We start from the raw sequence: 13,203 nt of genomic DNA on the forward strand, positions 1-13,203 counted from the left end.
GACCACCCGGGTGGTGGATGAACAGAAGGACCGCTTGCAATCGGCGGCTTCGGCCATGACGCAGATGGAAAGCACGGTCGAAGAGGTGGCCCGGCGTGCGCAGGACACCCGCCAGGCCGTGGACGACACGAGTGAACTTACGCACAAGGTGCAGGCGCGTGTGGCCGAGACCATCGTCAACATCCGCCAGCAGGCCGACCAGGTGAACAAGGCCACGCAGGTGACCGATGAGTTGCAGAAGTACGGACAGAATATCGAGGGCATTGTTGTCGCCATTCGCACCATTGCGGAACAGACCAACCTGCTCGCCCTGAATGCGGCGATCGAAGCGGCCCGTGCCGGCGAGCAGGGACGCGGTTTTGCGGTGGTGGCCGATGAAGTGCGCTCCCTGGCCAGCCGTACCCAGACCTCGACCAGCGAAATCCAGGACATGATCGGGCTCATGCAGGAAAAGATTCACTCGGTGGTGCACGTGATGAACGAAAGCCAGGCGCAGTCCACCCAGTGCGTGTCCCTGGCCTCGGGCGCGGGTGACTTGCTGCTGTCGATGAGCGACTCGGTCGACAGTATCCGCGACATGAATATCCAGATCGCCGCCGCCACCGAGGAGCAGAGCGCCACGGTGCAGGAAACCAGTCGGATGGTCATCCAGATCAACGATTCGGCCCAGCAGACGGCAGACGGCGCCGAGCAGTCCGCCATCAGCAGCCACGAGCTGTCGGACATGGCCAAGGTGCAGCGCGAGCTGCTCCATCATTTCAGCGTTTGAGCTGCGGGAGTCAGAACATGAAAGCATGGTTAATCCTCGCCTTGGGGGCGACGCTGTTCATTCCGGGCCCAGCCCAGGCCGCCACGCCCTTGCTGGGTGTAGGCATGGCAAAGTACGACGATAACTTCCAGACCCTGCTGCGCAACGGGGTGCAGCAACAGGCCAGCGTCATGAACGCAGACATCTTTATGGAGAACGGGCAGGACAGCGTCGATTTGCAGATGCGCCAATTCCGCAACCTGGTCAATTCCAAGGTGGATGCGATCATCGTCGCGATGGTCGACGGCAAAAGTGCGGCGCAGATGATGCAGCTGGCCTCGGATGCAAAGATCCCGCTGGTGTTCGTCAACCGCAACCCGAACCCGCAAAAGTGGCCGGCGCAGACCGCGTTTGTCGGCTCCAACGAGCTGGAGTCGGGTACTTTGCAGATGGAAGAGCTGGCGCGCCGCGCCGGTTACAAGGGCAACGTGGTGATTCTGGTGGGCGACCCCGCCAACGCGTCCTCCTTGATGCGCACCGAGGACGTGGAAAAAGTCGTCGCCAAATACCCCGATATGAAAGTCGTACAGAAAAAAGTCGGTAACTGGGAGCGTAGCCAGGCCGCCACGATTGTCATTGACTGGGTCAAGCAGGGCGTCGATTTTTCGATCATCGCGGCCAATAACGATGAAATGGCGATCGGCGCGATCATGGGCCTGGAAAAGGCCGGCAAGCAGGCCAAGGACTACTGGGTCGGCGGCATCGACGGCACACCGGACGGCTTGAAATTGATGGCTGAGGGCAAGATGGCGGTCAGCGTGTTCCAGGATGCCGCCGGCCAGGCCGGCGGCGCAGTGGACACCGCACTGCGCCTGGTACGCGGCGAGGTGCTGGAGTCGGCGGTGGTCTGGGTGCCGTTCAAGTTGATTACGCCTGAGAATCGCCAGGCGTTTGAATAGCACTGAGCACCTCGATCCAACCTTGGAATGCAGTCAAATGTGCTCAGGCAGGGGTATTGGTGAGCTTGGCATGGTACTGACCGATCATGCGAACCACCCGCCTGGCAATCAGAACACCCACCACAGGCGCGAGTGCAAACACCCCAAACAGCCACACCGCAGCGCTTGCGGTGCCTTCGACACCGCCGGGTTCAGTGAGGCCGGCGACGTTCGCGACCATGCCCGCCAGTGCCGCGCCAAACGCGGTAGCGAACAGCTGCACGGTGGTAATCGACGCGCTGGCAAGCTCCTGCTCACCGGCCGGCGCCACCTGGAACACCCGGGTCAGCAAGTGCGGCCAAGCCAGCCCCACGCCCAACCCAATCAGGATAAGCGCCAGGCAGATCGGTGTGAGCGTCTGCCCGCTGCCGTTGCTTTCGACGGGCATCAAGATGGCCAGCGCCACCATGCCCACCACGCCCAGGATCGGCCCGGCCAGGATCGCCCGTCGAATGTTGCTGCCCGTCACACCCGCGCTGGCGATTGACCCCAGCGTCCAGCCAGCCGCCATCAATGCCGCCAGATAACCGGCCACCAGCGGCGACTGGTGGTGCAGGACTTGAAGAAACAGCGGCACGAAGATTTCGCCACTGGTCACGGCCACCGCCAGCAATGACATCGTCGCGTACAGCGCGCCGAGCGCAGTGGTGATCCGAAACGCTCCGGCGGGCAACAGTCGATGGCGGGCGCGGCTTTCCGTGACGATCAGCAGCGCGGTAAACACCGCCGCCACGGCCAGCCCCAGCAGGTTCAGGGGCAGGGTGGACGAGACACTGCCGGCCGACACCGCCAGTACCGCCGCCGTCAGCAGCACCAGTTGGGCGAGTGGCAACGGGGTCGGCGCAGCGCTCTCGGTGCTGCGCCTGGGCAGAACCGCCGCCGCCAGCACCGCGAATAACCCGGCCACCGGAATCAACGACCAGAACGCCGCGCGCCATATGCCCAGCTCGGCAAACACTCCGCCCACCGCTGGCCCGACCAGCGTCGCCACGCCCCACATCCCCGACACCAACGCCATCGCGCGCGGCCACAGGCTTTCATCGAACACCAACCGAATCATCGCGTAGGACAGCGCGAACAAGAACCCACCACCCAGTCCCTGCACCAACCGCCCCACGAGCATCACCGGCATGGACGGCGCAAACGCACAGGCCAAGGCCCCGCCGGCGAACACCAGGCTGGCGACCAGGTACGCCGCACGCGGCCCGAGGCTGCCAAGCAGGCGCGCCGACAATGCCGAGCCGAGGATCGAGGCGGCGACAAATAACGTGGTGTTCCATGCGTAGTAGTCGATGCCGCCGATGTCCTGGACCACTGACGGCAGAATCGTGGTGGCGATGTACACGTTGATCGCATGCAGCACCACGCCGCCTGCCAGTGCGAGCGAACGTACGCCGTTGGCACCGGACAACAGCGCGGCCCAGTTGGAGGGGGAGGGTTGAGGTGTGTCCATGCAGGCTCCGATTCAAAGGACTGAAGGCTTGCCAAGGCAAGCCGACACCCTTTATAAAACCTCATGTTTAGATGAGGTCAAGAGCTGGATGGAAGCGAAAATCGATGTGCGCATCCCCCTCGGCGTGGGCGAATTGGCCCGCCGCAGCGGCGTGACCGTGGCCACGGTGCATTTCTACGAAGCCAAGGGGTTGATTCACGCACAACGCAGCGCGGGCAATCAGCGTCGTTATCAGCGTGATGTACTGCGCCGAATTGCGGTGATCAAGGTCGCGCAGCGCGCGGGCATTCCGTTGGCGACTATCAAGGACGCGTTGGACGAACTGCCTTCAGGACGGCCATTGACGGCCAAGGACTGGACCCAACTCTCCACACGCTGGCGCGACCTGTTGAGTGAGCGTATCAACAGCCTCACTCAACTGCGCGACCAACTCGATGGCTGTATCGGCTGTGGATGCCTGTCCCTGGATGATTGCCCGTTGCGCAATCCGGGGGATCAGTTGGGGCGGCTGGGGGATGGGGCCGTGTTGCTCGGGAAGTGAGGCAGTCAGCGCCGACCCGTGCGCGTACTCACATCCACCCACACCGCCAACACCAGGATGCTGCCCTTCACAATCATCTGCCAGTAACTGTCCACGTCCAGCATCGACATGCCGTTATCCAGGCTGGTAATCACCAATGCCCCGAGCAAAGCGCCATACACCGTGCCCGAGCCGCCGCGCATCGACGTACCCCCAATAAAGCACGCAGCGATGGCATCCAACTCGCCCATATTGCCCGCTGACGGTGAGCCCGCCGCGAGACGCGCAGTATTGACCAGGCCGGCGAGGGCGCACATCACGCCCATGATGCCGAAGATCCACAGTTTCACCGCCTGCACGTTGATGCCTGACAGGCGCGTGGCTTCCATGTTGCTGCCCACCGCGTAGACGCGGCGGCCGAACACGGTCTGGCTGGTGACGTAGCTGAACACGCCGAGCAGCACCAGCAACAGCAGCACCGGTACGGGGATGCCGTCGTAGCTGTTGAGGGTGGTGACAAACCCGGCGAGCACCGCGCCGATCACCCCCACGCGCAGCACATCGCGCATCAGGGCGTGCGGTGCCAAGCCATGCAGCGCGCGGTTGCGCCGTTGTCTCCAGGTCAAAAACAGAGTCAGGGCAAACAGCAAGACCCCAAGGCCAACCCCCACCGAATGCGGCAAATACCCCTGGCCTACATACACCAGCGACGGCGACACCGGCGCGATGGTGGTGCCGCCGGTGATCCCCAGCAGGATCCCGCGAAACGCCAGCATGCCGCCGAGGCCAACGATAAACGACGGAATGCGCAGGTAAGCGGTCATGTAGCCGTTGGCCAAACCGATCATCAAGCCGCACAACGCCACCAGGCTGAGGTTGGCCAGCAGCGGAATGTGATAGACCACATCCAGGATCGCTGCGAGCCCGCCCAACAGTCCCAGCAACGAACCCACCGACAAATCGATCTCACCGCTGATGATCACCAGCACCATGCCGCACGCCAGGATGCCGGTGATCGACATCTGCCGCAGCAGGTTGGACAGGTTGCGCGGGGTGAGGAAACCGCCCTCGGTCTGCCAGCTGAAAAACAGCCAGATAAACGCCACGGCGATCACCAGTGCGAGCATTTTGTAGCGAGTGAACAGCTGTTTGACCTGATTCATCTACGCGGTTTTCCGATTGTTATTGTTTTGGCTGAGCGCGGCGGCGAGCACCTGTTCCTGGGTGAGCCCCTCGTTGATGAAGTCGCCACGCAACTGGCCGTCGCCGATGACCAGCACGCGGTTGGACACGCCGAGCACTTCGGCCAATTCCGAGGAAACCATGATAATCGACACGCCTTCTGCCGCCAGCGCGCCCATCAGTTTGTAGATCTCATACTTGGCGCCCACATCCACCCCGCGTGTGGGCTCGTCGAGGATCAGCACCTTGGGCTTGGTCATCAGCATTTTCGCCAGCACAGCCTTTTGCTGATTGCCACCGGACAGGCTGGTGATCGGCAGGAACGGGCTGGCGGTCTTAAGGTGCATGCGTGCGATCTGCTGGTCGATGCTGCCCAGTTCGGCCTCGGCATCGATGCGGGTCAGGTGGGCATAGGTGTCGAGCACCGCCAACGTGATGTTCTGGCCCACGCCCAGGTCAGGGATGATGCCCTGGCGCTTGCGGTCCTCGGGCACCATGCACAGCCCGGCGCGGATCGATTTGAGCGGCGTGCGCGTGTCGATCACCTGGCCGTCGAGCCACACCTCGGCGCTGTAGCGGCCGGGGTAGGCGCCGAACAACGCCGACACCAGCTCCGTACGCCCGGCGCCCACCAGCCCGGCTATGCCGAGGATTTCGCCGCGCTTGAGCACAAAGGAAATATCGTCGACGCGCTTGCGCTGGGGGTTGTCGACGTCATAGCAGGTGACGTTGCGCGCTTCGAAAATCACCTCGCCGATGGCACGGGGCTCGGTGGGGTACAGGTTGCTCATTTCCCGCCCGACCATCTGCGTGATGATCTGCGGGATGTCCATGTCGGCCATGGCCGTGGTCGCGATGTGCTTGCCATCGCGGATCACCGCGATGGTGTCGCACACGGCCGCCACTTCATCGAGCTTATGGGAGATGTACACGCAGGCCACGCCCTTGGCCTTGAGGCCGCGGATGATGTCGAGCAGTACCTCGATTTCCGAGCGGGTCAGGGCCGAGGAAGGCTCGTCGAGGATCAGCAGGCGCGCCTGTTTGTTCAGGGCCTTGGCGATTTCCACCAGTTGCTGGTAGCCGCCGCCGTACTGTGACACCGGCAGCGCGACGTTCATGTCCGGCACCTTGAGCTCGCGCATCAACGCTTCGGCGCGGTGCAGCATCGCCGGGTAGTTCATGCGCCCGCCGGGCAGGGTCAGCTCGTGGCCCATGAAGATGTTCTCGGCCACCGACAGGTCGGGCACCAGGGTCAGTTCCTGGTGAATGATGACGATACCGGCGGCCTCGGTTTCGCTGATGGACTGGGCCCTGAGCGGTTGCCCGTCCCAGAGGATTTCCCCCTCCCAGGTGCCATGGGGGTAGACCGCCGACAGCACCTTCATCAGGGTGGATTTACCGGCACCGTTCTCGCCGCACAGGCCGACACATTCCCCCGGCCGCACCTTGATGTCGATGCCGTTCAGCGCGTGGACACCGCCAAAGGTTTTGACGATGCCGTTCATTTGCAGCAGGTAGTCGGACATACCATGGCTCACACACAGGACTGACGACATGACTGTAGGAGCGAGCTTGCTCGCGAAAAACGCCAAGTCACCGCGTTTATTCAGGCTTTCCGCGTTTTCGTTCGCGATCTTCGCTGGCAAGCCAGCGCCTACAGGCCGATCTGCTCTTTGGTATAGAACCCGTCCTTCTCCAACAGGTCGATATTGGCCTTGGTCAGCGGGGTCGGGGTGAGCAGGATGGTGTCGACTTTCTTGCTGCCATTGTCGTACTGCGAGCTGTAGGTGGGCTTCTCGTTACGCGCCAGTTGCACCGAGAGCTTGGCGGCTTCGGTGGCGATCAGCTTGAGCGGCTTGTACACGGTCATGGTCTGGGTACCGTCGATCACGCGCTTGACGGCGGCGAGGTCGGCGTCCTGGCCGGAGATCGGCACCTTGCCCGCCAGTTTCTGGGCGGCCAGGGCCTGGATCGCACCGCCTGCGGTGGCGTCGTTGGAGGCGACGATGGCGTCGATCTTGTTGCTGTTGCGGGTCAGGGCGTTCTCGACGATGCTCAGGGCTTCGGTGGGGTTCCATTCCTTGACCCACTGCTGGCCGACAATCTTGATGTCGCCCTTGTCTATGGCCGGTTGCAGCACCTTCATCTGGCCTTCGCGCAGCACCTTGGCGTTGTTGTCGGTGGGCGCGCCGCCGAGCAGGAAGTAATTGCCCTTGGGCGCCGCTTGCAGCACGCCGTTGGCCTGCATCTCGCCGACTTTTTCGTTATCGAAGGAAATGTACGCATCGATGTCCGCGTTGAGAATCAGGCGGTCGTATGACACCACCTTGATCCCGGCTTTCTTGGCTTCGGCGACGGCATTGGTCAGCACGGTGGCATTGAACGGCACGATCACGATCACATCGACACCCCGGGAGATCAGGTTTTCGATCTGCGAAATCTGCTTCTGCTCGTTGGCATCGGCGGATTGCACAAAGACCTTGGCATCGAGTTTTTCTGCGGCGGCGACGAAGTAGTCACGATCCCGGGACCAGCGTTCCAGACGCAGGTCGTCGATGGAAAAACCGATTTTCGGGTGGGCGGAGTCGGCCATCACCGGCAGGGCGAGCAGGGCCAGGGCGGTGGCGAGCAGGGTACGTTTGAATGACTTCATGGTGGTGCGTCCTTTTATTGTTGTTGGAAAGACACTGGGTGAAGACTTTAGGCGAACACTGTAGGTGTGGCTAACCGGCGTGTTGTGGCAAGCCGGGCTTTTGTGGTGAACAGGACTTTTGTGGTGAATGGGCTTGTCGTGGTGAATGGGTTTGGTGTGGTGAGGGGGCTTGTTGTGGTGAGCGGGCTTGCCCCGCGCTGGGGCGCGAAGCGGCCCCAAACCCAGGCACCTCGGTGTGTCAGCTAAAAACACATCGCCTGCAATGGGGCCGCTTCGCGCCCCAGCGCGGGGCAAGCCCGCTCACCACAACAAGCCCGCTCACCACAATAACCCCCCCTCACCACACCAAGCCTCTCACCACACCAACTCCACTCATCACAACAAACGCAATCACCACACTGTCACCGATAAATAAACCGGTTGACCACCCCCTCCAGCATCTCCTGGCGACCACTCACGGCCTGCGGGTTCAGTTCGTGGGCAAACGCATGTTCGGCCAGTGACTCCAGGCTGAACTCACCGGCCAGCACGGCCTGGCCCAGCGGCTGCTGCCAGCCGGCATAGCGCTGGTCCTTGAACTGCTGTAACTGGTCGTTCTGCACCATCGCCGCCGCACGTTCGAGCGCCAGGGCGAGTACATCCATGGCGGCGACATGCCCGTGGAACAGGTCGACCTCGTCCAGGCTCTGGCGGCGGACCTTGGAGTCGAAATTGTAGCCGCCATTCTTGAAGCCACCGGCCTTGAGGATTTCATAGGTGGCGAGGGTCATCTCCTCGACGCTGTTGGGGAATTGGTCGGTGTCCCAGCCGTTCTGCGGGTCGCCACGGTTGGCGTCGATGCTGCCGAAGATGCCCAGGGACACGGCCGTGGCAATCTCATGGTGGAAGCTGTGCCCGGCCAGGGTGGCGTGGTTGGCCTCGATGTTCACCTTGATCTCGTGTTCCAGGCCGTACTCATGCAAAAAGCCGAACACCGTGGCGCTGTCGTAGTCGTACTGGTGCTTGGTCGGCTCCTGGGGCTTGGGCTCGATCAGCAGGTCGCCCTTGAAGCCGATCTTGTGCTTGTGCTCCACCACCATGCGCATAAAGCGCCCGAGCTGTTCGCGCTCGCGCTTGAGGTCGGTGTTGAGCAGGGTTTCATAACCTTCACGGCCGCCCCACAGCACATAGTTGGCGCCCTTGAGCCGCAGCGTGGCGTTCATCGCGCTGAACACCTGGGCGGCGGCATAGGCGAACACCTCCGGGTCTGGGTTACTGGCGGCACCGGCGGCAAAACGCGGGTTGCTGAAGCAGTTGGCGGTGCCCCACAGCAACTTGATGCCGGTCTGTTCCTGATGGCGCTCCAGGTGGTCGACCATCTGCGCGAAGTGGTTGCGGTACTCCTTGATCGAACTGCCTTCCGGCGCCACATCGGTGTCGTGAAAACTGTAGTAGTCGATGCCCAGCTTGGAGAAAAACTCGAAGGCCGCCTCAGCCTTGCCGATGGCCACGTCCATGGGCTCGCCACTGCGCTGCCACGGGCGCTTGAAGGTACCCATGCCGAACATATCGGCGCCAGGCCACACGAAGGTGTGCCAATAACACGCGGCCATGCGCAGGTGCTCGCGCATCGGTTTGCCGAGGACCAGTTTGTTGGCGTCGTAATGGCGAAAGGCGAGGGGGGCATCGCTGCTGGGGCCTTCGAAGCGAACCTTCTCGACACCGGGGAAGTACAGCATGGCGTTTTCCTTATTGTTCTTGGCGGTGTCTGGATACTAGCAACGGCTCCTGGCCCGCTGATTATGAAAATCACCAAGGGGTGGTGCGATTTTGACCGGCGAGGGCTAGTCTGTTGCCACAGGCCCGAGGACAAAAACAATGAAAACCCTACCGCCCGTCCACCGTATTGCCCTGTTGTTCAACGGCAGCAAAATCTACGACCGCGGCATCATCGCCGGCATCGGCAATTACCTGAGCAGCACCCGTGCGTCCTGGGATTTGTTCCTCGAGGAGGATTTCCTCTGTCGCCTGCGCGGCATCGAGCGCTGGCAGGGCGACGGCATCATTGCCGACTTCGACGACCCGCTGATCGGCGAAGCGTTGGCCGACAGCACGTTGCCGGTGGTGGCGGTGGGTGGCTCGTATGAAGACGCGCGCGCTTATCCCAAGGGCATTCCCTACGTGGCCACCGACAACCATGCGTTGATGAAGCTGGCGTACGAGCACCTGATCGAGGCCGGGCTGACCCGATTTGCCTGTTTCAGCCTGCCCGAGGCCCAGGTCAATCGATGGGCCCAGGAGCGTGAAAAAGCCTTTCGCCGCCTGCTGCAACGCGATGGTCTGCACGTCGAGGTGTATCGCGGCCTGGGCACCAGCGCGCCGTTGTGGGACAGCGCGGTGGAACAGCAGATTGCCTGGCTGCACAGTCTGCCCAAGCCCATCGGCATCATCGCCGTCACCGACGCCCGCGCCCGACAACTGCTGCAAGCCTGCCTCACCGCCGGCATCGCCGTGCCGGAGCAAGTCGCATTGATCGGTATCGACAACGACCCCCTGACCCGCACCCTCACGCGCGTGCCGCTGAGTTCGGTGATCCAGGGCACGGAAACCATGGGGCGCACGGCCGCCGCCTTGCTGCACCAGATGCTGCACGGCAAACCGTGCGTGGGCACGCAGGTCCTGGTGCCGCCGGAAGCGATCAATGTGCAGGCCTCCAGCTTGCATCAACCCTTGGGTAATCCGTACGTGATGCAGGCGCTGCTGTTTATCCGCCAGTACGCCTGCCAGGGCATCAAGACCGCGCAGGTGGCGGCCTATGTCGGCGTGTCGCGCTCCTCCCTGGAAGCGCACTTTCGCAAGGTGCGCGGCTGCAGCGTGCATGACGAGATCCTGCGTTTCAAACTCGCCGCCGCCGCCAAGGGCCTGGAAAGCCACGAACTGGCGATTGCCGATATTGCCGCCAAGTGCGGCTTCAAGTCGGCGCAGTACCTGCATACGGTGTTTCGTCGCGAGTTTGGTTGTACGCCGCGGGAGTACCAGCAGGGCTAAAAGAGTAATCCCAGCAAGGAGGCTTTGACGGCAGCTTGGGTTTTGTTGTGGGCCTGGAGTTTGCGCATGGCATTGGCCAGATGAAACTTCACGGTTCCTGTGTCGATGTTGAGGATCAGGCTGATCTCGATATAGGTTTTGCCGATGGCCGTCCACCTCAAGGTCTCTTTTTCCCGTGCGGTCAGGGGGCGGTGAATTTCTGGCAGGCATTTGTCGGAGAAGAAGCGTGTCATCGATTCGTGCGCCAACTGCGTCAACCAGGTCAACTTGTTCTCGATGTGCTCAAGTTCAGTCGCTGAAATGCATTCACTGGAGCGCGATACCGAGAGTAAACCAATCGCGTCAGGGCCGCGTTGCGAAGACAGGCACCAGCCATGGTTGAGCTGGTAATGGCGCGCCTCCTCCCAGAAGGCCTGGTGCTGTTGTTGCTGTTGTGCGGCGGACCAGTGCAGCGGGATGGAGCGGGTCAGGCCGTGGGCAACGGTGGGGTCTTGGGAGAAGTAATTTTCGCTGACATACTTCTTTTCCCAAGCGCCTGGGTAGTTCGAAATCAGCACATATTGCGATGTGGCCAACGGGATTTTCAGTCCGTAAGAACAGAACTCGAAGCCCAGGTTGGACGTTATCGTATGAATTTTATTGAATAGTTCATGTTCGGTCATGCAGCCGGATACGGCTTCTATCAAGGTTTCTCGCCATTCTTTCACCGATCGTCCCTTCCATGGTCGGCACCCGTTACAGACGGGAGCGCGCCGATTATACCGCTTGTGCGCGTGACGGAGGGCGCGCGGTTGAACGCGATCGACCTGCCCATTCGGGCAGCTACTCAAAACGCCGCAGGTTTGTTGTACTTGCATGGATAATGCTGACGAGGTTCGAGAAGCCCCGTTAACCAAGCTCAGAGATTCAGGTAAAGCGGGTAATTTATGATTGCGTTGGCCCGAGGGCTGTTGGTGTTGCTGTGGATCGTGTTGAGCTTTCCGTTCTTGTGCCTCTACATGTTGATCAACACCTCAAAGAATAGAAATCTGTACGTGGCCTGCCGGGCCTATTCGGTGATCAATAAAATCTTCCGGGTGCGTGTCGATGTTCGTGGCTTTGACAGCGTTCCCACCACCCGGCCTTACATCTATGTGGCCAACCACCACTGCAACTATGACGTGTTGATCGTGGCGCATGCGCTCAACCCCGGCACGGTAATCGTCGGTAAACAGTCGCTCAAGTGGCTGCCACTGGTGGGGCAGTTGTATTGGCTGACCGGTAGTCTGTTCATTGACAGGAACAGCCCACGGGCATCCATCGGCAGTTTGCGCAAGATCGCCAAGCGGGTTGTCGCAGAGAATACTTCGCTGTGGATCTTTCCCGAGGGCACTCGAAACCATGGCGGGGAGATGCAGCCTTTCAAGAGTGGGGCGTTTCGGATTGCCAAGGATATCGGGGTTGGGATCATTCCCGTCACGATCAGCCCGGCGGTCAACCATATCGCCTACAACGCCTTGCGCAGCACCGACGTCAGCATCATCGCCCACCCGCCCATTGAGGCCGAGGAGGTGGTTGCGATGAGTGCCAAACAGCTGGCCAATCACGCCCGAGAGATTATCGCCAAGTCGATTCCACTGGGTTAGCCGTCGCAAACCGGGGGGGACCATCCGCCGATTTGCGCACGGGCGAGTCAGAACATCGCCTTGACCTGCAATCCCGGCACCAGCGCACTGTCGATGTTATCCCCCGGAAATGTCCCCGGCTCGATGATCAAAGATCATTCCCACGCTCCTGCGTGGGAATGCAGCCCGTGACGCTTCGCGTCACCTGTGCGCAGTAGCCGAAACTTGCAGCGCTCACCATGTGGGAGGGGGGCAAGTCGAATCGTCGCACCGCCCCTCCCACATTTTTAACGCGTTCAGGCAGTTGCTTTTGCGGGTTTCAGGCAGTCGATGGAGCGATCCACGGTGGTCTTTGCAATTTCCAGCAAATGCCACACGGCCAGAATCTTCGCCCGTTCGGGGTTTGGTAGCAGGTCACCGCAATCCAGCGCCGTGGCGGAAGCGCTGTCGAGCAAGCTGGCGGTGTAAAGCAGGGCGTCTTCGAAGCTCAGGTCTTCGTTGACCGAGTGGAGGCCTTGGGTGGGTAGGTAGTGGTCGATGGCGCGGTTGAAAGCGGCGCGGTCTTTGGCGGGGTCGTGGGATGGATCGGGGATAACTTTATTCATGGTGTACCTTCGCGTTGGATGAGAGGCCGACACCCTTCGCGACTAAACGAGGGTGGCGGCTGTACGCAGGTTAGTCGACCGGCTCCAACGCGAAAATACCGGCGCACCCGAAGGTGCCCTGCGCACAGCCACCATAAAACTCATGGAGGACCATGCACGCGTTGGAAGGTCAGGCGACTAAACCCGATCACTGATTTGGCAGTGACGGACCGCAGACTAGCCAGCGATTCCAACAGGCACAAGGCGGCAGGGATTGTCTAGGAAACGTCCTGCAATTAAAAGCGAGCCGACTTGCTGGCCCTTTACAAACCATGACCAAATGCCACTAACGATGCCGCTCACCTATTGAAATGCAGGCGATGTGGGAGGGGGCTAGTTGCTGATGCCGGAGCGCGGTGCAGGGGCACCGCGCG

The 13,203-nt window shown here is 61.4% G+C and carries 12 protein-coding genes; 5 read left to right on the forward strand and 7 right to left on the reverse strand.

Going from position 1 to position 13,203, the window contains the following annotated elements; genetic code table 11:
* The first annotated feature begins 13 nt into the window (after nt 1-13).
* Nucleotides 14-769 (forward strand): methyl-accepting chemotaxis protein, encoded by a 756-nt coding sequence (locus tag BLW22_RS35940; protein WP_370671265.1) that lies wholly within the window; start codon nt 14-16, stop codon nt 767-769.
* Nucleotides 770-786: 17 nt separating this feature from the next.
* A complete protein-coding gene (locus BLW22_RS10150; protein WP_065947963.1) occupies nt 787-1,707 on the forward strand; it encodes a substrate-binding domain-containing protein in 921 nt (306 codons plus the stop codon).
* A gap of 43 nt (nt 1,708-1,750) precedes the next feature.
* On the opposite strand, the gene BLW22_RS10155 is transcribed toward BLW22_RS10150, so the two are convergent.
* A complete protein-coding gene (locus BLW22_RS10155; protein WP_074846015.1) occupies nt 1,751-3,199 on the reverse strand; it encodes an MFS transporter in 1,449 nt (482 codons plus the stop codon).
* A gap of 88 nt (nt 3,200-3,287) precedes the next feature.
* Here BLW22_RS10155 and soxR point away from each other — a divergent pair, with 88 nt between their 5' ends.
* On the forward strand, nt 3,288-3,740 hold the full coding sequence (gene soxR / locus BLW22_RS10160) for a redox-sensitive transcriptional activator SoxR (protein WP_065926256.1): 453 nt from the start codon (nt 3,288-3,290) through the stop codon (nt 3,738-3,740).
* Between the two features lie 5 nt (nt 3,741-3,745).
* Here the strand turns inward: soxR and BLW22_RS10165 are convergent, their stop codons facing one another.
* The 4 genes from BLW22_RS10165 to xylA all read right to left on the reverse strand — a co-directional run bounded on the left by BLW22_RS10165 (nt 3,746) and on the right by xylA (nt 9,272).
* Nucleotides 3,746-4,882, reverse strand: a complete 1,137-nt coding sequence (locus tag BLW22_RS10165; protein ID WP_027603558.1) for a sugar ABC transporter permease — start codon at nt 4,880-4,882, stop codon at nt 3,746-3,748.
* Nucleotides 4,883-6,427 carry a D-xylose ABC transporter ATP-binding protein gene (gene xylG, locus BLW22_RS10170; protein ID WP_065947962.1) on the reverse strand — a complete coding sequence of 515 codons (1,545 nt, stop codon included), beginning with the start codon at nt 6,425-6,427 and terminating at the stop codon, nt 4,883-4,885. It abuts the gene before it with no gap.
* 128 nt (nt 6,428-6,555) lie between these two features.
* The gene (xylF, locus tag BLW22_RS10175; RefSeq protein WP_065926258.1) at nt 6,556-7,554 is read right to left on the reverse strand and encodes a D-xylose ABC transporter substrate-binding protein; all 999 of its coding nucleotides are present in this window, start codon (nt 7,552-7,554) and stop codon (nt 6,556-6,558) included.
* Nucleotides 7,555-7,955: 401 nt separating this feature from the next.
* Complete coding sequence (gene xylA / locus BLW22_RS10180; RefSeq protein WP_065926259.1) at nt 7,956-9,272, reverse strand: xylose isomerase; 1,317 nt, start codon at nt 9,270-9,272, stop codon at nt 7,956-7,958.
* A 139-nt stretch (nt 9,273-9,411) separates the two neighbouring features.
* Here xylA and BLW22_RS10185 point away from each other — a divergent pair, with 139 nt between their 5' ends.
* The gene (locus tag BLW22_RS10185; RefSeq protein ID WP_074846018.1) at nt 9,412-10,581 is read left to right on the forward strand and encodes a XylR family transcriptional regulator; all 1,170 of its coding nucleotides are present in this window, start codon (nt 9,412-9,414) and stop codon (nt 10,579-10,581) included.
* On the opposite strand, the gene BLW22_RS10190 is transcribed toward BLW22_RS10185, so the two are convergent.
* A complete protein-coding gene (locus tag BLW22_RS10190) occupies nt 10,578-11,288 on the reverse strand; it encodes an autoinducer binding domain-containing protein (RefSeq protein ID WP_074846021.1) in 711 nt (236 codons plus the stop codon). The two genes, BLW22_RS10185 and BLW22_RS10190, sit on opposite strands and share 4 nt — an antisense overlap.
* Before the next feature lie 246 nt (nt 11,289-11,534).
* Between BLW22_RS10190 and BLW22_RS10195 the strand changes: the two genes are divergently transcribed.
* The gene (locus tag BLW22_RS10195) at nt 11,535-12,206 is read left to right on the forward strand and encodes a lysophospholipid acyltransferase family protein (protein WP_159440242.1); all 672 of its coding nucleotides are present in this window, start codon (nt 11,535-11,537) and stop codon (nt 12,204-12,206) included.
* 275 nt (nt 12,207-12,481) lie between these two features.
* On the opposite strand, the gene BLW22_RS10200 is transcribed toward BLW22_RS10195, so the two are convergent.
* Entirely contained in the window at nt 12,482-12,790 is a 309-nt protein-coding gene (locus BLW22_RS10200; RefSeq protein WP_065926263.1) for a DUF6124 family protein, read from the reverse strand.
* Nucleotides 12,791-13,203: the final 413 nt, after the last annotated feature.

The sequence above is a fragment of the Pseudomonas marginalis genome, assembly GCF_900105325.1.
In the GTDB taxonomy this organism is placed as follows: domain Bacteria; phylum Pseudomonadota; class Gammaproteobacteria; order Pseudomonadales; family Pseudomonadaceae; genus Aquipseudomonas; species Aquipseudomonas marginalis.

Coding starts and splice junctions, on each gene's coding strand:
- BLW22_RS10150 (WP_065947963.1), top strand. CDS start 787: ATGAAAGCATGGTTAATCCTCGCCTTGGGGGCGACGCTGTTCATTCCG.
- BLW22_RS10155 (WP_074846015.1), bottom strand. CDS start 3,199: ATGGACACACCTCAACCCTCCCCCTCCAACTGGGCCGCGCTGTTGTCC.
- soxR (WP_065926256.1), top strand. CDS start 3,288: ATGGAAGCGAAAATCGATGTGCGCATCCCCCTCGGCGTGGGCGAATTG.
- BLW22_RS10165 (WP_027603558.1), bottom strand. CDS start 4,882: ATGAATCAGGTCAAACAGCTGTTCACTCGCTACAAAATGCTCGCACTG.
- xylG (WP_065947962.1), bottom strand. CDS start 6,427: ATGTCCGACTACCTGCTGCAAATGAACGGCATCGTCAAAACCTTTGGC.
- xylF (WP_065926258.1), bottom strand. CDS start 7,554: ATGAAGTCATTCAAACGTACCCTGCTCGCCACCGCCCTGGCCCTGCTC.
- xylA (WP_065926259.1), bottom strand. CDS start 9,272: ATGCTGTACTTCCCCGGTGTCGAGAAGGTTCGCTTCGAAGGCCCCAGC.
- BLW22_RS10185 (WP_074846018.1), top strand. CDS start 9,412: ATGAAAACCCTACCGCCCGTCCACCGTATTGCCCTGTTGTTCAACGGC.
- BLW22_RS10200 (WP_065926263.1), bottom strand. CDS start 12,790: ATGAATAAAGTTATCCCCGATCCATCCCACGACCCCGCCAAAGACCGC.